Source organism: Pseudodesulfovibrio aespoeensis Aspo-2, from assembly GCF_000176915.2.
Taxonomy (GTDB): Bacteria; Desulfobacterota; Desulfovibrionia; order Desulfovibrionales; family Desulfovibrionaceae; genus Pseudodesulfovibrio; species Pseudodesulfovibrio aespoeensis.
This window is the reverse complement of the sequence record NC_014844.1, coordinates 1,066,968-1,086,680: the sequence shown is the minus strand read 5'-3', so window position 1 is coordinate 1,086,680 and position 19,713 is coordinate 1,066,968. Positions and strand designations below refer to the sequence as shown.

General features: G+C 63.2%; 19 protein-coding genes. 12 read left to right on the top strand and 7 right to left on the bottom strand.

The window, feature by feature from the left end; genetic code table 11:
* Window positions 1–14 precede the first annotated feature (14 nt).
* The 4 genes from DAES_RS16895 to bioF all read right to left on the bottom strand — a co-directional run bounded on the left by DAES_RS16895 (window position 15) and on the right by bioF (window position 3,432).
* A complete protein-coding gene (locus DAES_RS16895) occupies window positions 15–746 on the bottom strand; it encodes a substrate-binding periplasmic protein (RefSeq protein ID WP_157864808.1) in 732 nt (243 codons plus the stop codon).
* Between the two features lie 202 nt (window positions 747–948).
* Window positions 949–1,719: a methyltransferase domain-containing protein gene (locus DAES_RS04820; RefSeq protein WP_013513912.1), complete on the bottom strand. Its 771-nt coding sequence runs from the start codon at window positions 1,717–1,719 to the stop codon at window positions 949–951.
* Window positions 1,700–2,302, bottom strand: a complete 603-nt coding sequence (locus tag DAES_RS17545; protein WP_013513911.1) for an alpha/beta fold hydrolase — start codon at window positions 2,300–2,302, stop codon at window positions 1,700–1,702. The genes DAES_RS04820 and DAES_RS17545 overlap by 20 nt, the downstream gene beginning before the upstream one ends.
* Window positions 2,299–3,432: an 8-amino-7-oxononanoate synthase gene (bioF, locus tag DAES_RS04810; protein ID WP_013513910.1), complete on the bottom strand. Its 1,134-nt coding sequence runs from the start codon at window positions 3,430–3,432 to the stop codon at window positions 2,299–2,301. Before bioF ends, DAES_RS17545 begins: the two co-directional genes overlap by 4 nt.
* 37 nt (window positions 3,433–3,469) lie before the next feature.
* Here bioF and bioA point away from each other — a divergent pair, with 37 nt between their 5' ends.
* Complete coding sequence (gene bioA, locus DAES_RS04805) at window positions 3,470–4,810, top strand: adenosylmethionine--8-amino-7-oxononanoate transaminase (protein WP_013513909.1); 1,341 nt, start codon at window positions 3,470–3,472, stop codon at window positions 4,808–4,810.
* Entirely contained in the window at window positions 4,807–5,406 is a 600-nt protein-coding gene (gene bioD / locus DAES_RS04800) for a dethiobiotin synthase (protein WP_236608463.1), read from the top strand. Before bioA ends, bioD begins: the two co-directional genes overlap by 4 nt.
* Window positions 5,407–5,430: 24 nt before the next feature.
* Here the strand turns inward: bioD and DAES_RS04795 are convergent, their stop codons facing one another.
* From DAES_RS04795 to DAES_RS04785, 3 genes are all read right to left on the bottom strand, one after another.
* Window positions 5,431–6,693 carry an EAL domain-containing protein gene (locus DAES_RS04795; protein WP_013513907.1) on the bottom strand — a complete coding sequence of 421 codons (1,263 nt, stop codon included), beginning with the start codon at window positions 6,691–6,693 and terminating at the stop codon, window positions 5,431–5,433.
* A 103-nt stretch (window positions 6,694–6,796) separates the two neighbouring features.
* Complete coding sequence (locus DAES_RS04790) at window positions 6,797–7,129, bottom strand: P-II family nitrogen regulator (protein WP_013513906.1); 333 nt, start codon at window positions 7,127–7,129, stop codon at window positions 6,797–6,799.
* Window positions 7,130–7,172: 43 nt separating this feature from the next.
* Complete coding sequence (locus DAES_RS04785; RefSeq protein ID WP_013513905.1) at window positions 7,173–8,531, bottom strand: ammonium transporter; 1,359 nt, start codon at window positions 8,529–8,531, stop codon at window positions 7,173–7,175.
* Between the two features lie 552 nt (window positions 8,532–9,083).
* Between DAES_RS04785 and DAES_RS04780 the strand changes: the two genes are divergently transcribed.
* From DAES_RS04780 to DAES_RS04735, 10 genes are all read left to right on the top strand, one after another.
* Entirely contained in the window at window positions 9,084–9,881 is a 798-nt protein-coding gene (locus DAES_RS04780; RefSeq protein ID WP_013513904.1) for a 2-amino-3,7-dideoxy-D-threo-hept-6-ulosonate synthase, read from the top strand.
* Between the two features lie 15 nt (window positions 9,882–9,896).
* Window positions 9,897–10,880 carry a 3-dehydroquinate synthase II family protein gene (locus DAES_RS04775; protein WP_013513903.1) on the top strand — a complete coding sequence of 328 codons (984 nt, stop codon included), beginning with the start codon at window positions 9,897–9,899 and terminating at the stop codon, window positions 10,878–10,880.
* Between the two features lie 311 nt (window positions 10,881–11,191).
* On the top strand, window positions 11,192–12,295 hold the full coding sequence (gene pheA / locus DAES_RS04770; RefSeq protein ID WP_013513902.1) for a prephenate dehydratase: 1,104 nt from the start codon (window positions 11,192–11,194) through the stop codon (window positions 12,293–12,295).
* Window positions 12,292–13,650 carry a 3-phosphoshikimate 1-carboxyvinyltransferase gene (aroA, locus tag DAES_RS04765; RefSeq protein WP_013513901.1) on the top strand — a complete coding sequence of 453 codons (1,359 nt, stop codon included), beginning with the start codon at window positions 12,292–12,294 and terminating at the stop codon, window positions 13,648–13,650. Before pheA ends, aroA begins: the two co-directional genes overlap by 4 nt.
* A 16-nt stretch (window positions 13,651–13,666) precedes the next feature.
* A complete protein-coding gene (locus DAES_RS04760; RefSeq protein WP_013513900.1) occupies window positions 13,667–14,437 on the top strand; it encodes a prephenate dehydrogenase in 771 nt (256 codons plus the stop codon).
* Between the two features lie 861 nt (window positions 14,438–15,298).
* Window positions 15,299–16,756 (top strand): anthranilate synthase component I family protein, encoded by a 1,458-nt coding sequence (locus DAES_RS04755; protein WP_013513899.1) that lies wholly within the window; start codon window positions 15,299–15,301, stop codon window positions 16,754–16,756.
* Window positions 16,737–17,309, top strand: coding sequence for an anthranilate synthase component II (locus DAES_RS04750; protein WP_013513898.1), 573 nt, complete (start codon window positions 16,737–16,739; stop codon window positions 17,307–17,309). The genes DAES_RS04755 and DAES_RS04750 overlap by 20 nt, the downstream gene beginning before the upstream one ends.
* Before the next feature lie 4 nt (window positions 17,310–17,313).
* Complete coding sequence (gene trpD / locus DAES_RS04745; protein WP_013513897.1) at window positions 17,314–18,327, top strand: anthranilate phosphoribosyltransferase; 1,014 nt, start codon at window positions 17,314–17,316, stop codon at window positions 18,325–18,327.
* Window positions 18,317–19,087 carry an indole-3-glycerol phosphate synthase TrpC gene (locus DAES_RS04740; RefSeq protein ID WP_013513896.1) on the top strand — a complete coding sequence of 257 codons (771 nt, stop codon included), beginning with the start codon at window positions 18,317–18,319 and terminating at the stop codon, window positions 19,085–19,087. Before trpD ends, DAES_RS04740 begins: the two co-directional genes overlap by 11 nt.
* Window positions 19,087–19,713 carry a phosphoribosylanthranilate isomerase gene (locus tag DAES_RS04735; protein WP_013513895.1) on the top strand — a complete coding sequence of 209 codons (627 nt, stop codon included), beginning with the start codon at window positions 19,087–19,089 and terminating at the stop codon, window positions 19,711–19,713. Before DAES_RS04740 ends, DAES_RS04735 begins: the two co-directional genes overlap by 1 nt.

Genomic DNA, 19,713 nt, shown 5'->3' with positions numbered 1-19,713 from the left:
CGCCGCCATTGCAGCTACTCCGACGCAGCCTCCCGCCCGCCCCTCCGCGCGGCCTCCATGCGGGCAAGCTCGCGTGAAAAGGCCTCGGCCAGCCGTTTGCCGTGCGCCTCGTCCAGCCTGGAGAAAGCTATGTGCAGAGACATCTGCGCCAGCACCAGGACCTCCCGCACCTGGTCGCCGCAATCCAACTGCTTCAGGAAGTGCTCTCCAGGGCTCCGGGCAACCATGGCCGCGTCGATGCGTCCCTCGCACAGCATGGCGAACATTGTCCGCACATCCTTGAACAACTGGAGTGATCCCGGAATCCGTTCGACCACGCCCGAACCGTAATGGTGGCCCCGGACCAGTCCCACCCGCAAACCTGCGAGATCCTCCAGGGACTCGGGATGCAGATCACCCCGGGCCACAAACACCACGGTTTCGTCATGGGCAAGCGGCTGCTGCGCGAAAATCAACGATCTTTCGCGCTCCTCGGACCGGAAGAGCGAAAAGATCCCGTCCGCGTGGCCCGTGCGCACGTCGTCCAAGGCCCGTGCCCAAGGGCGGTGCATGAAGACCGGAGTCAGTCCCAGTTCGGCGCACACCTGCCGGATCAGAGCCACGCTTTCGCCCTGCGCCTCGCCGTCCTGTTGGTACTCAAAGGGCGGGAAATCCTCGTAGACCAGACGCACCTCTTCAGCCAGGACTTGGCCGCCGACCAGCAGGACGCTCAGGGCAAGACAGAATCCAGGAAGGACACGACGCATACAAGGCATAAAGTTGCGCATCATCACAGTTTATTGGCCCCCTGCCGCCAAGTCAAACGCCCATCCGGGAGTGGCCCGCCTGGGACAAGAGGCGCACAATCCGCAATGGCTCGCCGCCGGGTCACGAAGATGGACAACCAGTGCTGGCAGAGTGTCCGCTCGCCCGTATTGGAGCGGGCGAGCCTGCATGTGCCGAAATCGCTCAACGGCGGCCCCAGAGATGGAGGATGAAGACCGTGCTCCTGATGCCTTCGGGAGCGCGATGGTTGCCTTCGTAATAGTCGATAAACCGCTGGTAGGCCTGCCGGGACGGCTGCTTGGCACCGGGCGTGGCCGTGGCCCCGGTGGCGCGATGGGCGCGCAGCATGTCCGCCACGGTCGGATAGTGGACCACATGGGTCACGATCTCCGACTCAAGAACCATGGGCGAGGCGTCCTGCAATATCTCCACAAAATCCTGAGCAGGACGCATGGGGAGCATGGAACCGAAACCGGATGCAGCCGAAGCCTCGGCGAATTCGGCATAAGTCCCCTCGACAAAAATGGACAGGGAGAACCGACCGCCGTGCCTGAGCAGCCTGAGGTTGTCGTGGATGGACACCTCGGGCGAACGATACCACTGCATGGTGGACGAACTGACCAACAGCTCGAAGCTCTCCTGAGGGAAACAGAGGTACTCGCCGTCAGCGGCGACGAACTCGGGATTGGTCAATCCGTCCCGGCTCACCTGGGCGAGCATGCCGGGGGAGATGTCCACGGCCACGTAACGGGAATGGGTGCAGCGTTCGGCGATGTGCCGGGTCAGTACGCCACCGCCCGCGCCGATTTCGAGAATGGCCGGATACTCGCCCGTCGGGACGTGCTCGGCGCACCGCAGCGCCGCCCGATCCTGGACCTGAGCGGCCTCGGCATAGGTGTTCCTGGCCCGCTCGAAAGCCCGGCGGATGCTCTCCTTAGACAGCGGTATCGACAAGATCGTGTCCTGAAATGTAATGACCGCACGCAAGGGTCTGGCAGGATGCGTCCGGCATGACCTCCCGGATATCCTCTGTGGCGTGGGGCGGCACGATGCGATCATGCTCGCCGTGGACGAGGATCGTTTTCCTTCCGCCCAGGTGCGAAGGCATGGCGCGGGAGACGCACAGATACTCCAGACCGGCGATCAACCCCTCGGCGTCGCCATGGCAGTGCACGGGCCGCCCGTTGTATCCGCAGTTGGCGTGAAAGCGGCGCACCACCTGCTCCGGGTCCCGGCGCATCTCGCGGATCATCAGCCGTACCGCCTTTTCCGGAGTATAGTCGGTGAAGGCCAGAAACGGAGCCAGGAGAATGATCCGTTCAAACCGGTTCACCACGCGGCTCCATCGCTTGAGGATCATGTGCGCGCCCGTGGACCAGCCTATGAGCGTGGAAGCGGCGGACGCATCCAACCGGTCAAAGACCTCACGCTCGGCATGGCGGACAAAGGGCAGCAAGAATTCACCCTTTCCAGCCAGGGAAGGAAAGAGCTCCGGGTAGCCCGCCCAGCCGGATACAAAAAGAAAATCGTCGATCACTCTCGCTCCGTCATCTGCACCACAGCCGTCTTGAAAAGCGTCAGGTCCGCATCGGTCAGGTCCGCCCGCAGGCTGATGCGCAGGCGGGCCGTGTTCTGGGGCACCGTGGGCGGGCGGATGGCCCCGACAAGAACACCGTATTCCATGAGCGCGTCCCGCGCGGCCAGGGCCGCGTCGTTGGAGCCGAGCATCACCGGAATGATCGCGGTCTGCGACGAACCGACATCAAGGCCCAGCGAACCGAGGAACTCGCGAACATCGCGGGCCATGCCGAGCAGCCGATTCCCCATCGTGCCTGTCTCGCGCACCAGACGCACAGCCGCGAGGCTCGCGCCCACGACTGCGGGCGGCAGGGCCGTGGAAAAAACGAACGGCCTGCCGGTATTTCGCAGGTATCCGATGATGTCCGCCTTGCCCGCGACGTATGCGCCGTAGGAGCCGAACCCCTTGCTGAAGGTTCCCATATGGATGTCCACCCGGTCCGCCAGGCCGAGTTCGGCGGCCAAGCCCCTGCCATTACCGAAGATTCCGGCAGCATGGGCTTCGTCCACCACGGACAGGACGCCGTGATTTTGGCAAAGATCGACAAGAGTTGCAAGATCGGCGATGTCGCCGTCCATGGAAAAGACCGTATCCGTGACCAGCAGCTTCCTGGGCACAGCCGCATGCGCCTCAAGCAGTTCCGCGAGATGGGTCGTGTCGTTATGGCGATAGCGGACATGCTTCGCGCCGGACAGCCGGATGCCGTCCACGATGCTGGCGTGGTTGAGCCGGTCCGAAAAAACCACGGTATGCCGGTCGGCCAGGGCGGAGAGGATCATCAGGTTGGCGGCAAAGCCCGCCCCCACCACCAGCGCGTCCTCCTGCTCCTTGAAGGAGCGCATCTCCCGCTCCAACTCGTCGAGCAGGGCAAAGTTGCCGCTGACGAGCCTTGACGCGCCACTTGACGTGCCATACCGCTCCACGGCCTCGATGGCTCCCTGCCGCAGCGCGGGATGGCCGGCCAGTCCGAGATAGTTGTTGGACGCGAGGTTGAGCAGTTCCCGACCGTCATAGAGCAAAATCTTGTCCGCGCCATGGTCCACGGGCGGTATTTGACGGATGCGGTTTCCTTCCCTAAGCTTCGCCACTTCTCTCGCGATATACTCTTTATAGGAATGTTCAGACATGACGATGGATAGGATACCACAGGCTCTCTGGCTTCCGGTCACTCAGATGAAAGACCTTGAGGAACACCCGGCGCTCAGGATCTGCTCCGGGAAAGGAATATATGTATACAACGCCAAAGGCAAACCGTACATCGACGCCATCAGTTCATGGTGGACCAATATTTTCGGCCATGCCAACCCGCGCATCACCCATGCGCTGGCCAAACAGGCGGCGCAACTGGAACACGTCCTGTTCGCTGGCGTCATCCATCCCCCGGCCGAGGAGCTGGCCCGCCGCCTGGCCGACCTGACGCCGGACGAACTGACCAAGGTGTTCTTTGCCGGAGACGGGGCGAGCGCCGTGGAAATCGCCATGAAGATGAGCTACGGCTACCGCCGCAACACGGGCCAGCCGGAAAAAAGGCGGTTCGTCGGCCTGTCCGGCGGCTATCACGGCGAAACTCTCGGCGCTTTGTCCATATGTGGACACGACGCCTTTTCCGACATCTACCGGCCACTCATGCCGGACAACATCAGCGTCACCGGACCGGACTGCTACCGCTGCCCATACGATCGGACGCGCACCGACTGCGACGCCGAATGCTTCGAGCCCATGGAGCGGACCCTGGAGGAGCGAGGCCGGGAAATCACGGCGGTCTTTGTCGAGCCCCTGGCCCAGGGAGCCGCGGGCTGGCGGTTTTACCCCCCGCGCTATCTGCACAAGCTGCGCGAGTGTACGCGGCACCATGACATCCACCTCGCGTTTGACGAAATCGCGGTCGGCTTTGGTCGCCTCGGCACCATGTTCGCCATGGAGCAGGCCGGGGTCACCCCGGACTTCGTGACCCTGTCCAAATCCATCACCTCGGGCACGCTCCCGCTCTCGGTGGTCATGACCACGGATGCGGTCTACGAATCGTTTCTGGGCGACTTCACCGAACTGAAGGCGTTCATGCACAGCCACACCTACATGGGCAATCCCCTGGCCTGCGCCGTGGCCAACGAGACGCTGTCCATGTTCGAAGAACTGAATGTCCTCGAAACCAACAAGCCGAAATATCGTCATCTGGCCGACTATGCCGCGCAGCGGTTCGCCGGGCACCGCCATGTGGGCGAGGTCCGCTCCCTGGGCTTCATCACCTGCGTCGAGCTGGTGGCCGACCCGGGGACCAGGACTCCTCTTGACTGGAAACAGCGGACCGGGTTCAGGATATTCCGGGAAGCGCTCAAGCGGGGCGCGCTGCTGCGCAACCTCGGCGACTGCATCTACTTCCTGCCGCCCTACGTCATCACGCAGGACGAAATCACCCGGCTGGTGGACATTGCCCATGCCGCCATGGTCGAAGTGCTGGGGGAATGATGGAACGCTACTTCATCTCCGGCACCAATACCGAAGTCGGGAAGACGGTCTTCTCCGCATGGCTGGCAAAACGATTCATGGCCGAAGGGAAACGCGTCACCTACGTCAAGCCCGTGCAGACCGGCTTCCCTGCCGACGACGACGCCGCCTTTGTCCGCACGCATACGGGGCTCGCTCCGGCAGACGCCCGAGTCATCATGACCGGCACCGAGCCGGTGGCCCCCTGCTTTCTCTGGGAGACGTTCCCCTTTGACGCGGTGGCGGACACGATCAACGCCGTTTCCGAGTGCGATGTCCTGCTCGTCGAGGGGGCCGGAGGACTGCTCGTGCCCCTGGACATGAACAGGCAGATGTACGAAATCGCCCGCGCCTGCGACCTGCGCACCATCCTCGTGGTTCCCAACCGCCTGGGATGCATCAATGACGCCCTGCTCTCGGCGCATTTCCTGGCATCCAAGGGACTGCCCCTGGCCGGTCTGGCCGTCAATGACCATTATGCATCCGACGCCTGCAACAATGAACGCAACAAGCGGATGCTCGACCATCTCCTGCCCGGATCGGTCGCCTACGTCTTTGGGACGCTGGACACTCCCTGAGCATGGCCCCACCCTGACAGGAGGCTACAGTCCGCAGGCCATGTCCTCGCGGCTCATGTCGGTGCACAGGATCAGGTGGCGGCCACAGCACTTGTGATAGAAGACCCGCGAGATGGTGGTGCACAAGTTGCCCGAGGCGAGGGAGATGTACGGATCGGTGGTGAACTTCTCAAGCCCGGCCTGGATGGGCAGGAAGTATTCCTTGAGGGAGTGGTCGGCCCCCACACGGGCGGGTTCGTAGAGGAACCGCTTGCTCTTCTTGAGCTTCAGGGGATCGCACAGGGTGTCGGACACCTGCCGCCCCTTCATGTCGAGCACATAGACGCACTCCACGCCCTCGTGCTGATCGATGAACTGAGTCAGCGCCTGGTTGAGCCCGCGCGACGGGGTTTCGGACAGCCCCTGGCACATGGTCAGGATGGTCAGATCGTAGCTGGAGAAGAGACGCTTCTCTTCGGCGATGCGCCGGGTGCGGTTGTGCCGGTGCTTCTCGGCCAGGGCGTCCACCTTGTCGGCCATGCCGGGCACGGCGTCCAGCCCGGGCGCGGGCCGGGCAAAGAAGAACCCCTGAAAGACATCGATCCCGTTGGCCAGGAGGCACATGGTCTCCTCGCTCGTCTCCACGCCCTCGGCCAGGACAAGGCAGCCCAGCCGGTTGGCCATCTGCACGAAACTGCGCGCCACCTCAAGCTTGTGGAACTGCTCGTTGACCCCGCTGATGAGCGAACGGTCGAGCTTGAGCACGTCCGGCTTGAGCAGCGGAATGCGGTCCAGGTTGGAGAAACCCGCGCCCACGTCGTCAAGCGCGATGAGGAAGTTCTTTTTCCGGTAGAAGCGGACGAACTCCAGCAGGGCGTCCATGTCCTCGCACCGGGATTCAATGATCTCGATGATGACGTTGTTTGGACTGATGTCGCACCGCTTGATCAGCTTGAGCAGGTGGTTGGACCCCCTGGTGTCCTCGCTGATACAGGCGGCGTCGATGTTCATGGAGAGCATGACGCTCTTGTCGCGCCGATGCAGGGCGGCGAATGATTCCGCAGCCCGCGTGCGGCAGACACGGTCCAGGGCGAGCCGCGTCTCCGGGTCGCTGGCCAGGCCGAACAGGACCGACGGCGGGATGATCTCGCCGCTGGCCCCATCAAACCCCCGGCTGAGCGCCTCAAGCCCGATGACGGCCTTGCGCTTGAGCGAGACCTGAGGCTGGAAATGGGTGACGATGGCGCCCGTCTCGATGATTTCGTGGAGGTCGGTCACAGTGATGGGCATAAGGGTGTCTGTCGTCATTTCAGCGTTGTCCGCGGGCGGGCTTGATTCATGGATATTCTTCGGGCAAGGGCCGGGGCGGCTTGGGCCGCCCCGGATCCCGTATGTCATCGCATTTCCGTTCCTAGAGGATTCCGTCCTCGCCCGTTCTGATGCGCATGGCCTTGGCCAGCTCGGTCACGAAGATGACGCCGTCGCCTTCCTTGCCCGTCTGTCCGGCGGCCTTGATGGCCTCGATGGCCTTGGCCTCGAAGTCGTCGTTGACGCCGATCTCAAGGCGCACCTTCTTGAGCAGGTTCACCTCCATCTGCACGCCGCGATAGGTCTCGGTAAATCCCTTCTGCCGACCGGAGCCAAGGATATTGGTCACGGACAGGGAGTATATCTCCTTGGCGTAAAGCGCCTGCTTCACGTCGTTGAGCTTTTCGGGCCTGATGTATGCTATGATGAGCTTCATTTCACTAATCTCCTTGATGATGTCTGATGATCGCGGATGTCGCCTACTCGTTGCTGAAGAGCTGGAATCCGCTGTAGGACTCGCTGCCGTGCTCGGCAATGTCCAGGCCCTTGAGCTCCTCTTCCTTTTCCACGCGCAGGCCGAACACGCCCTTGATCACCGTCATGAGGATGAAACCCGCGCCAAAGGCCCAGGCAAAGAACACGCCCACGCCGATGAGCTGCACGCCCAGCTGGGCGAATCCACCGCCGAACAGCAGACCGCCGTCGGTGTTGAACAGACCGCAGGCAATGGTGCCCCACGCGCCGCACACGCCGTGCACGGACGCCGCGCCGACCGGGTCGTCGATCCTGAGAACCTTGTCGATGAACTCAATGGACAGAACCACCAGCAAACCGGCGATAAGCCCAATGACGATGGAGGAACCGGGGCTGACCGTGGCGCAACCGGCGGTGATGCCCACCAGACCGGCCAGGGCGCCGTTGAGAGTCATGGAGATGTCGGGCTTGCCAAAGCGGAACCAGGAGATGCACATGGCTCCGAGCACGCCCGCGCAGGCGGCCAGGGAGGTGTTCATGGCGATCAGGCCGATGGTGTCGTCGGCAGTGGTGGTGGAACCGGGGTTGAATCCGAACCAGCCGAACCAGAGGAGGAACACGCCCAGAGCGGCCAGCGGGATGTTGTGGCCGGGAATGGCCTTGGCCTTGCCGTCTTCAGTGTACTTGCCCACGCGCGGGCCGAGGACCAGGGCACCGGCCAGGGCTATCCATCCGCCCACGGAGTGGACCACCGAGGAACCGGCGAAGTCGACGAAACCGAGGCCTTCGAGCCAGCCCGCGCCGTCATCGCCCAGCCACAGCGAGCCCCAGGCCCAGTGGCCGGAGATGGGGTAGATGATGCCGGTAACCACGATGGAAACCAGGACGTAGCTCCCGAACTTGGTGCGCTCAGCCATGCCGCCCGAAACGATGGTGGCGGCGGTGGCGGCAAACACGGACTGGAAGAACCAGAAGGTGTAGGACCAGGGCAGGTCGGCCTCGCCCACGCCGCTTAAGGCGTAGCCGGAGGTGCCCATGAAACCGCCCGCGTCAATGCCGAACATGAGGGCGAACCCGAACAGGAAAAAGCAGATGGAACCAACGGAAAAATCCAGAAAGTTCTTCATCATGATGTTGCCTGCCGATTTGGCGCGGGTGAAACCGGCCTCGACGCAGCCGAACCCGGCCTGCATGAGCATGACCAGAAAGGCGGCCACGAGCGTCCACAGGATGTTGGCGTTGGACTGGGTGAGGTACTCCACCTCTTGTGCATGGGCCAGGGCCGGGGCGAGGACGGCCATCATGGCCGCCATCCCGATGGCGACCTTTGCATAAACGGGGGTCAGGGACTTTCTCAGAAACATTTGGATACTCCTCCTTGGATGAAATGCGTTTCTACCTGCGCTCCCCATATCAAAACCCGTGCCAAACACGGCAAGTATTGCTGTTCATGTAAAATTGCTCCAAAAGACAGTTTTTTTATAGTTATAATTTTTCAAAATTGTAACTAGATGCATTTTTGAAACATGCATTTTCGACAAAATATGTCAATATGAGGAACCATGGAAAAATGACCGCCGGTCGCACGATTATATGGTATTAGGCTCCATCCCCATGAAATCCTGATGAAAGTTTTTGTTGACAGAATTTTCTTCACGGTGTAGCTCTTGTCTCCATGAACATCACCACTGGCCTCCCCTCCTCCTTTACCTCCTTTTATTTTGGATATTGGTATAGCCGCACGCGCGGTCTCGGGAGAGGTACACTGTAAGCCAGGTGGTGGGTTACAACCGAAAAACAAAGACAAACCTCTTCAAGGGCCGCGGGCGAAAGCCGGCGGCCCTTGTTTTTTCCAAGGGACGTGACGGCGATCAGGCAGACCCGCAGCCTGCAAGGGACAACCGCAGGAGAACGACATGCATATCGGCAAAGCGATCAGACTCGAAAGAATCTTCAACCGGAACACAGGCCGGACCATTGTGGTGCCCATGGATCACGGCGTGACCGTCGGCCCCATCGACGGGCTGGTGGACATGCGCGAAGCCGTGGGCAAGGTGGTGGACGGCGGGGCCAACGCGGTCATAGAGCACAAAGGCCTCGTGCGATGCGGCCACCGCGCCACCGGGCGCGACGTCGGCCTGATCGTCCACCTCTCCGCCTCCACCTCCCTCTCCCCCTTCCCCAATGCAAAAAGCCTCGTCGCCTCTGTGGAAGACGCTGTGCGCCTGGGTGCCGATGCGGTCTCCATCCACTGCAATCTCGGCGACGCAACCGAAGCCGCCATGCTGGCCGATTTCGGCAAAGTGGCCTCGGACGCCGCCAACTGGGGCATGCCGCTGCTGGCCATGGTCTACGCCCGCGGCCCCAAGGTTAGCGACGAATACGCCCCGTCCGTGGTGGCCCACTGCGCCCGCGTGGGCACCGAGCTGGGAGCGGACGTGGTCAAGGTTCCCTACACCGGCGACATCGAATCCTTCGCCAGGGTCTGCGACTCCTGCTGCGTGCCCATCGTCATCGCGGGCGGGCCGAAACTTGACAGCACGCAGGCATTCATTCAGATGGTGCATGACTCCCTGCAGGCGGGCGGCGCAGGGCTCTCCGTGGGCCGCAACGTGTTCCAGCACGCCAACCCCACCCGACTGGTCGAGGCCCTGAACATGGTCGTGCACGGCGACGAGACAGTGGAAGCCGCCCTCGCCCACATCAACGAATAATCTACCGGAAAAACAATGAAAACCATCATCTTCAAAGCCATCCCCTTTGACAAGACCCTGCTCACCCTGGCCCTGGAGTCGGGCGTGGACGCGGTCATGGTCGAAAAGGAGCAGGTGGCGGCGGTCCAGGCCCTGGGCCGGGTCACGGTCATCACCCCCAAGGACTTGCCTGTGGTCGCCCTGACCCAAAAATCCGACGAGGAAGAGGCCGTGGCGCGCATCAAAAAGGGCGAGAACATCGTCCTTGCCAAGGGGTGGGAGATCATCCCGGTGGAAAACATCCTGGCCCAGGTGGACACCCTGGCCCTGGAATGCGAGAATCTGGACCGGGCAATCCTGGCCGCAGGCATCCTGGAGCGCGGCTGCGATACCATCGTGGTCCTGCCCGAAGGCGCGACCGACCTGAAACGCATCGTCGCGGAACTCAAACTCTCGCAGGGAACCATGGAACTCGAGACCGCCACCATTACCGCCATCAAGCCAGCCGGGCTCGGCCACCGCGTCTGCGTGGACACCATCTCCATGCTGAGGCGCGGCCAGGGCATGCTGGTGGGCAATTCCAGCGCCTTCACCTTTCTGGTGCACGCTGAAACCGAGTCCAACCCCTATGTGGCCGCGCGGCCCTTCCGGGTCAACGCGGGCGCGGTCCACGCCTACACCCGGATGCCCGGCGACAAGACCACCTATCTCGAAGAACTGGCCGCCGGAACCGACGTGCTCATCGTCGGCGCGGACGGCTCCAGCTCCCTGGCCACCGTGGGCCGGGTCAAGGTGGAGGTCCGCCCCATGCTGCTCGTCACCGCCGAGGTCAAGGACAAGAACGGTGCCCGCCAGGGACAGGTCTTCCTGCAAAACGCCGAGACCATCCGCGTGGTCAGCGACAAGGGCGACCCGGTCTCGGTGGTCACCCTCAAGGTCGGCGACAAGATCCTGGTCAAGACCGACGAGGCGGGCCGCCATTTTGGCATGCGCATCCAGGAAGACATAAAAGAAGCCTAGCAGGATGTTGAAACCGCACCGTCTGCTTCGTTGCTTCGGCTGTCCCGGACTCTTGCGTATGAAGAATACGCTGCGATCCCGGAACACCCTCGCGCCTCGCATCCGGCACGGTTTGAACATCCTGCGGAATATGGCAATGCACCGTCTGCTTCGTTGCTTCGGCTGTCCCGGACTCTTGCGTATGAAGAATACGCTGCGATCCCGGAACACCCTCGCGCCTCGCATCCGGCACGGTTTGAACATCCTGCGGGACGCAGGACCGCGTCCGGCTTTGAACTCGGCATAACGGGCTAGAAACTTGGAGATACGTCATGGCTGACACGACCGACAACGGCAACATCCCCGACCTGGGGGAGTTGCGCGAGAAGATAGACCGGATCGACAGACAGATCGTGGACCTGCTCAACCAGAGGGCCGACGTGAGCCTTGGCGTGGGCCGGTACAAGGCCGCGCACGGCGAGGCCATCTACAAGCCCTTTCGCGAGCAGGAGGTGCTCAACAAGATCGCGGACTCCAGCCCCGGTCCCCTGCCCGACAAGCACCTGCGCACCATCTATCGCGAGATCATGAGCTCCTCGCGCCATCTGCAACGCCCGGAGCGGGTCGTCTATCTCGGTCCCGAAGGCACCTTCTCCTACTTCGCGGCCATTGAGCACATGGGCAGCGCCGCCGCCCTGACCCCCAAGAACAATTTCGAGGAAATATTCCGGGCCGTGGCCGAAGAAGGCGCGGAACTCGGCGTCATCCCGCTCGAAAACTCCATCGAGGGCACCGTGGGCCAGGTGGTGGACCTGTTCATGAAGTACAAGGTCTACATCCAGGCCGAGGTCTTCAGCCGCATCAGCCACTGCCTCATCTCAAACGCGGAAAAGGCCGAGGACGTGGAGGTGGTCTACTCCCACCCGCAGCCGCTGGGCCAATGCCGCGACTGGCTGCGCACCCACCTGCGCGACGTGCCGACCATCCCCATGGAGTCCACGGCAGAGGCCGCCAAGGTGGTGGCGGGCAAGAAGGCCGCCGCCGTGATCGGCCACATCAAGCTGGCCGATCTGCACGGCATGAACGTTCTGGCCCAGTCCATAGAGGACATCCCCGACAACTGGACCCGGTTCCTGATCATCGGCGCATCGCCCTCCAAGGAAGGCAGGCGGGACAAGACCACCCTGCTCTTCACCCTGCCCGACAAGCCCGGCGCGCTGGCCAGGGTGCTGACCACCATCGCCCACCAGTCCATCAACATGACCAAACTTGAATCGCGCCCCTTCCGCGGCGAAAAATGGAAATACGTCTTCTTCACCGATCTCGAATGCGACCTGGGCAAGGCCAAGTACGAAGAGGTCCTGGAGGACATCAGGCAACAATGCCATACCCTGCGGGTGCTCGGCACCTACCCCACCCAGGAGGAGAGACCATGACCCCAGAGCCCGTCACCGTCGTCGCGCCGCCGTCCAAGTCGCTGTCGCACCGCACCCTCATCGCCGCGGCCCTGGCAAACGGAGTGTCCGAGATATCCGGCGCGCTGGACAGCGACGACATCACCCGCACCAGGGGTTGCCTCGCGGCCTGCGGCGCGACCATCGAGGAGCACGGCGACATGCTCACAGTCACCGGCATGGAGGACGGCCCGCGCGGCGGCAATGCCGACGGCAAGCACAAGGACGAGCCCCCGGCTGAGCTGTTCATGCACGAGTCCGGCACCACCTGCCGGCTGATGACCGCCGTGGCCGCTGCCGGACGCGGGACGTTCCGCGTCCACGGCGCACCGCGCATGCACGAGCGGCCCATGGCCGAGCTGACCGACGCCCTGGCCAAACTCGGCGTCAGGTTCGCCTTCGAGGACAAGCCCGGCCACCTCCCCTTTGTCATGACCACCAAGGGGTATTCCAATAAGAAGATCGAGATCACCCTCGAAGAGAGCAGCCAGTATCTCTCCGGCCTGCTCCTGGGCGCGCCCCTGGCCGATCACGAGACGGTCATCAGCGTCACCGGCAACAAGGCCGTGTCCTGGCCCTATGTGGCCCTGACCCTGCGCATCATGGAAGATTTCAAAGCCGGGTTCGAGGTGGAAATCCGCAAGGACAACCGCTGGCAGGCCGTGCCCTGGCGCTCGGTCAAGACCGTGACCCCAGGCTCCATCCGCTTCGTGGTCAAGCCCACGGGCTACCGGCCCGCCCATTACCGCGTGGAGGGCGACTGGTCCAACGCCAGCTACTTCATGGCCGCCGGGGCCGTGGGCAGGCAGCCCGTGCTGCTCAAGGGGCTGGCCGCCGACTCGCTCCAGGGCGACCGCGCCATCATGGACATCCTGAGCCAGATGGGCGCGACCATCAAGGTGTCGTTTACCGGCATCCTGGTGGAGCCCGGCCCCCTGCACGGCATCGATATCGACATGGGCCGCTGCCCGGACCTGGTGCCCACCGTGGCCGCTGTGGCCGCCTTTGCCGCCACGCCCACCACCATCAGGAACGTGGCCCACCTGCGACTCAAGGAGACCGACCGGCTTGAGGCCTGCGCCGTGGAGGTGGCACGCACCGGCTGCCGCACCGACATCGCCGACGACTCCCTGATCATCAGGCCGAGCCTACTGCCCAGAGGGAAAACCGTGGAATTCACCACCTACGGCGACCACCGCATGGCCATGTCCATGTCCCTGTTCGCCCTGGCCGGGGTGGACGTGGTCCTTGACAATCCGGGCTGCGTCGGCAAATCATTCCCAGGCTTTTTCGACCAATGGAACGCCATTGTCGAAGCGTACAAAGCAGCCCTGTAACCGCAAGACATTCGCAATGAACCGACCGGGCATCACATCCATCGCCATCGTGGGCGCAAAGGGCCAGATGGGGAACCTCTTCAGCGGGAAATTTTCCGCGCTGGGATGCTCGGTCACGCCCATCAACCGCCCGCTGACCGACGAGGCCATCCAGGCCGCCCTGACCGGCTGCGACCTGCTCCTGCTCAGTGTGCCGGTCACGGCCATGGACGCGGTGCTGGACCGCGTGTTGCCCTTTCTCGCGCCGCCCACCATCCTGTGCGATGTCGGCTCGGTCAAGATGCTGCCCATGAAGGCCATGCTCGACCGGTATGACGGCCCGGTGGTAGGCACCCATCCGCTGTTCGGGCCGGTCATTCCCGCCGGGTTCGAGCCCAAGGTGGCCGTGGTGCCGGGCCGCGACACGGACAGGGCTGCCGCCGACGCGGTGTCCGCGCTGTTCGCGGCGTGCGGCTATTCCTGCTTTGATTCCACGGCAGAAGAGCATGACCGGGCCATGGCCATCGTGCAGGGACTCAATTTCACTTCCACGGTGGCCTTCCTGGCCGCTGCCAGGGATGTCGATTCCATCGAGAATTACGTCACCCCGTCCTTTCGACGCAGGCTGGATTCCGCGCACAAGATGCTCACCATGGACACCGAACTTTTCGAGGTCATCTCCGAGGCAAACCCGTTTTTGCAGGAGACCAACCGCAAGTTCATGTCCTATCTGAGCCTTGCTGCAGGCGGCGATCTGGATCTGCTTGCCGAAAGGGCGCAGTGGTGGTGGCGTAACGAATCATATTAGGGGTGCGGCTTATCAAGCCGGACGCGCGATTGCGTATACGCAACGAAGGCCGCACCCCGAACAGGGTGCGGCCTCATTGTTTTCGGGAGGGAACCATGAGGGACACATGAAAGAATTGGGGAAAGAAGATGAAGACGAAGATGAAGAGAAAGGCAGGAGAGGAAGCCGCCTTCGGCGGGATTGATAGAGGATGATTTCGTCCCTTCGGGCCGACTTACTTTTGGACCGGAGCGCCCAAAAGTAAGCAAAAATCGCTCTTTGAAAACGTGTGATCGGGTCTCCCGCGCCGCGCGCCAGTAGCATCGACCCGCTGGCGAAACAGTTGGAAGCGTCGAAGACTCCGCTTCCGCCGGGTTTCGCTCTGGACGCGGGCCGACGCAACTGGCGCTGCGACGCTCCCGCCCATTGCGGGGCTGACGTGAGTGAAACCCGTGAGGGTGTGGCCAGTGCGGAGACAAAGAAGGTCTGACGAGATCGCAGGCCCATCCGCCTACCGCGACCGAAGTTCTTCCGGCCTCCGCCTGCTCCAGCCCTTAAGCCTCCTAAGGCTTAGAAGCTGACCAATCGAGCGGAGCGGCTCTTCCGAATCACGGACGGAGCGAAGCGGAGGACTTGATTCGGGGAGCGCAGCCGATTGGATCAGCTTCTTGGCCGTGGAGTGCAGGCGGCCAAGCTGACAACGCCCTTTTCTTGGTTCTTTCTTTTGGGCGAAGCAAAAGAAAGAACCCCGCCGGGAGGGCTCTTAAAACTTGGAGGAGCGCAAGCGACGGCTCTTTGCCTTTCGCTTACCCCCCCGAAGGGGCCACCGGAGGCTCCTGGCAACGGAATTGACACTAACGACGACATCACGAGGAAACGACGATGCAGAAAATACAATTGACGCAGCACGGGAAATGGCTCCCGGCGGACGTGCAGACGACCATCAGCCTGTACATGGGGCTCGTGGGCGACCAGCCGGGCATTTTGCTGGAGAGCGCCGAGGTGGATGGCCGCCTGGGGCGGTACAGCCTGATTGTCTGGGATTACCGGCTGATGCTCCACCCGGTGGACGGCAAGCTGGTGGTCGAGGCCACGGACGAACGGCTGGCCCCGCTCAGGGAATTCGCGGGCATGGACTATCTGGCGGGGTTGAAGAAGGTGATCGCAGCTCTGAGCGTGACCCAGGTGACCAAGGGCGGCAACAGCCGCGACGGGCTGCCGGGACTAACGCGCGGGCTGTACGGTTATTTCGGCTACGGCGTGGCCGGCATGTTCGAGCGCAAGCTCAAAGACGTGTGCAAGCCTGAGGACGCCGAGGCGTGTCTGGTGCTGCCGGGCCAGATGGTGCTCTTCGACCATTTGCGCCATTCGTGCTGCTATCTGAGCCTGGACGAGGGGGCCACGCCGGTGCCCGCACCCATCCAGTGGGGCGCGGACTTGAAGGCTCCCGAGGCCGGAACGCCCACGGTCCATCCGGGCAAGGTCGAGTATATGGCCGGAGTGGATAAGTGCAAGGACTTGATCGCCCAGGGCGAATGCATCCAGGTGGTCTTGTCCACCCGGTTCACGGTGCCGGTGCCGGACGATCCGTTCCGCATTTACCGGCGGCTGCGGCAGGCCAACCCGTCGCCGTTCATGTTCTACATGAAATTCCCGGACTGCGCCTCCATGGGCAGGACGTGCGGCACGACCCTGCTCGGCTCGTCGCCGGAGATGATGGTCCGTTGCGCCGCTGGCAGGCTTGAGGTCCGGCCCATTGCTGGCACCCGCTGGAGGGGCGAGACCGAGAAGGAGGACATGCGCCTGGAGACGGAGCTGCTGGCCGATCCCAAGGAACGCGCCGAGCACGTCATGCTCGTGGACCTGGGCCGCAACGACCTGGGCCGCATCTCCAAACCGGGCACGGTCACGGTGGAGAAGTTCATGAATGTCGAACGGTTCTCCCATGTCATGCACCTGACATCCTATGTGGAAGGGGAGTTGAAGGACGGGCTGGACGGCGTGGACGTACTCCAGGCCACCTTCCCTGCCGGGACCCTTTCGGGCGCGCCCAAGATCAGGGCCATGGAGATCATCGCCGAGACCGAACCCCAGGAACGCGGGCCGTATGGCGGCTGCATCGGCTGGATGGGGCTGGACGACGGCGTGGTCAATTTGGACACGGGCATCACCATCCGCTCCATGTGGATACGAAAGGGAGTGTGCCACTGGCAGGCCGGGGCTGGAATCGTCTACGACTCCAATGCCGAGGCCGAATGGAACGAATGCCACAACAAGGCCCGCGTGCTCCTGGAAGTGATCACCGGCAAGGGAGGCACCGATGTTTTTGCTGATAGATAACTTTGACTCCTTCACCTTCAATCTGGTGCAGGCGTTCCAGCAGCTGGGGGCCGACCCGGTGGTCATCCGCAACGACGAGGACGAGGTGCTGCCCCTGGCCGAGAGCGGCAAACTGACCCGCGTCTGCCTGTCACCCGGACCGAGCAATCCGCAGAATGCCGGGCATTGCCTGGAGTTCCTCAAGCGGCTCCCGGCGCGCGTGCCGGTCCTGGGCGTGTGCCTGGGCCACCAGACCCTGGGGCATTTTGCGGGCGCGCCCGTGGTTCGGGCCGAGCGGATCATGCACGGCAAGACTTCCATGGTCCATCACGATGGGACCGGCCTCTTCCTGGGGCTGCCCAACCCCTTCGAGGTCTGCCGCTACCACTCGCTCCTGGTCCCGGCGGAGCAGGCGGCGGATGTCATCGAGGTCACGGCCCGCACTGACCAGGGCGAGGTCATGGGTCTGGCCTACAAGGACAGGCCGTGGTTCGGGGTGCAGTTTCATCCCGAATCCATCCTGACCCCGGACGGCCCGAAAATACTCAAGAACTTTCTGACCGTGGAGGGATAGCCACATGACAGTCACTGTATCCGAAGTGCTCGAACTGCTGGCCCAAAAACAGGCGCTGACCGACGAGCAGGCCGGGTTCATGTTCTCCGAGCTGATGACCGGCAACATGACCGAGGGGCAGACCGGCGCCTTTCTCATGGGGCTGCGCGCCAAGGGCGAGGATTCCACGGATCTGGCCGCCGGGGTGCGCGCCGGGCTGGCAGCCGCCGTGAAGATTCCCGGTTTCGACGGCAGCCGCCAGGAGCCGGTCATCGACACCTGCGGCACGGGCGGCGACGGCCAGTGCAGCTTCAACTGCTCCACGGCGGTGTCGCTCTTCCTGGCCGACATGGGGCATACCGTGGCCAAGCACGGCAACCGCGCCCTGTCCTCATCCTGCGGCTCTGCCGACGCTCTCGAAGCCTTGGGGGTGCCGCTTGAACAGTCGCCGGAAGAGGCGGCCAAAAGCCTTGAGGAGCATCACTTCGCCTTCCTCTTCGCCCCGGCCTACCACCCGGCCTTCAGGTTCGTCATGCCCGTGCGCAGGCAGCTCGGCATCCGCACCCTGTTCAACTTCATGGGGCCGCTGCTCAACCCGGCCCGGCCCTCGCACCAGCTGCTCGGCGTTGGCGCGCCCGACAAGCTCCACCTCATGGGCGAGACCCTGCTCCTGACCGGGGTGCGGCGCGCGCTCATCTTTGCGGGCGCGGGCGGGTTCGACGAGCTGACCACCTGGGGTGTCAACCGGGGCTATCTGATCAACGACGATGTCATGGAAAAGGTCACGGTCAATCCCGAAAAACTCGGCTTTGACGCCCACGCGCCAGAGGACGTGCGCGTCAGCAACAAGGACGACGCCGTGACGAAACTCCGCGAAATCCTCGCTGGCGCAGGCCCCCGCGCCATGATGGACATGGTGACCCTCAATCTGGCAGGGTGCCTGCATCTTCTGGAACAGGGCACCATGCGCCAGTGCGCGGACATGGCCCGCGATATCGTAAACCAAGGACTTACCAAGGGAATTCCCAATGCTGGATAAATTCAGGGAAGCCAAGCAGGCAGAGATAGACAGCCTGCGCAAAGACTTCATTGAGGGCCGCGTGCCCGCCATGTACCAGGGCGAGCGCCCCTCGTTCGTCGACGCCATCCGGGCCAAGGGGCCAGGAGCCGTTATCGCCGAGTTCAAGCCGTCGAGCCCCAGCCTGGGCGTCATCCGCGAAAACGCCAACCCGTTGGATTTCGCTGACATCTACGCCAAGAACGGCGCGGCGGCCATCTCGGTGCTGACCGAGCACGTCTACTTCGGCGGCCATCCGGACTCCCTGTTCCTGATGACCGGCCCCGGTCTGCCGCTGTTGCGCAAGGACTTCATCTTCGACCCGCTCCAGGTGGCCATGACCGCGTCCAGCCCGGCCTCGGCAGTGCTGCTCATCGCGCGCATGTTCGGCTCGGCCAAGGAGCTGAAGCAGATGGTGGACCTGGCGCGAATGCCCGGCCTGGCCCCGGTGGTGGAGATATTCGACCAGGCGGACCTGGACACGGCCCGCGAGGCCGGGGCAGACATCATCCAGGTCAACAACCGCGACCTGGACACCCTGACCACCACCCTGGACCAGAGCCGCAAGTTCATCCGCCAGAAACGGGACAATGAGCTGTGGATCAGCGCCAGCGGAGTGTCCACCCGCGCCCAGGTGGAGGAGATGGCGGCCCTCGGCTTCGACGCCGTGCTCATCGGCACCAGCCTGATGCAGGCCAAAAACCCCGGCCAGACCCTGGCCGAACTGGCAGGCATCGCGTAATGGCCCGCCCGCTGATCAAGATCTGCGGCATGACCCGCATGGAGGATGTTGCCCTGTGCACTAGCCTCGGCGCGGATCTGCTCGGGTTCATCTTCCACCCGGCCAGCCCGCGCAACGCCGACCCGGACTTCGCGGCCTCGGTCAAGACCGGGCGCGTGGTCAAGGTGGGCGTGTTCGTCAACCAGTCCGCCCAGGAAGTGGTGGCGATCATGGACCGCTGCGGCCTGCACGCGGCCCAGCTGCACGGCGGCCAGGACATGGCCTTTTGCGAGGCCGTTGGGCCGGACCGGGTCATCCGGACCTTCTGGCCCGAGACCTACGCCTCGCCCGAGGCCCTGCTGCGCGACATGGAAAACTACGCCGAAGTCTGCGGCCACTTCCTGCTCGACGCGGGCGGCAAGGGCCAGGGCGGCACAGGCCGGTCCATTGATTTCGGCTTTCTGCAACATATTGAAATACAAACACCCTGGTTTCTCGCTGGAGGAATTGGACCGGACAATCTCGACGCTGCCCTGGCCGTGAATCCCCCTGGCCTGGACATCAACTCCGGCGTGGAGACGCAACCGGGAATCAAGGACGAAACAAAGCTGCGAGCGGTCTTCGACCGGCTCGACAAGGTGGAATAA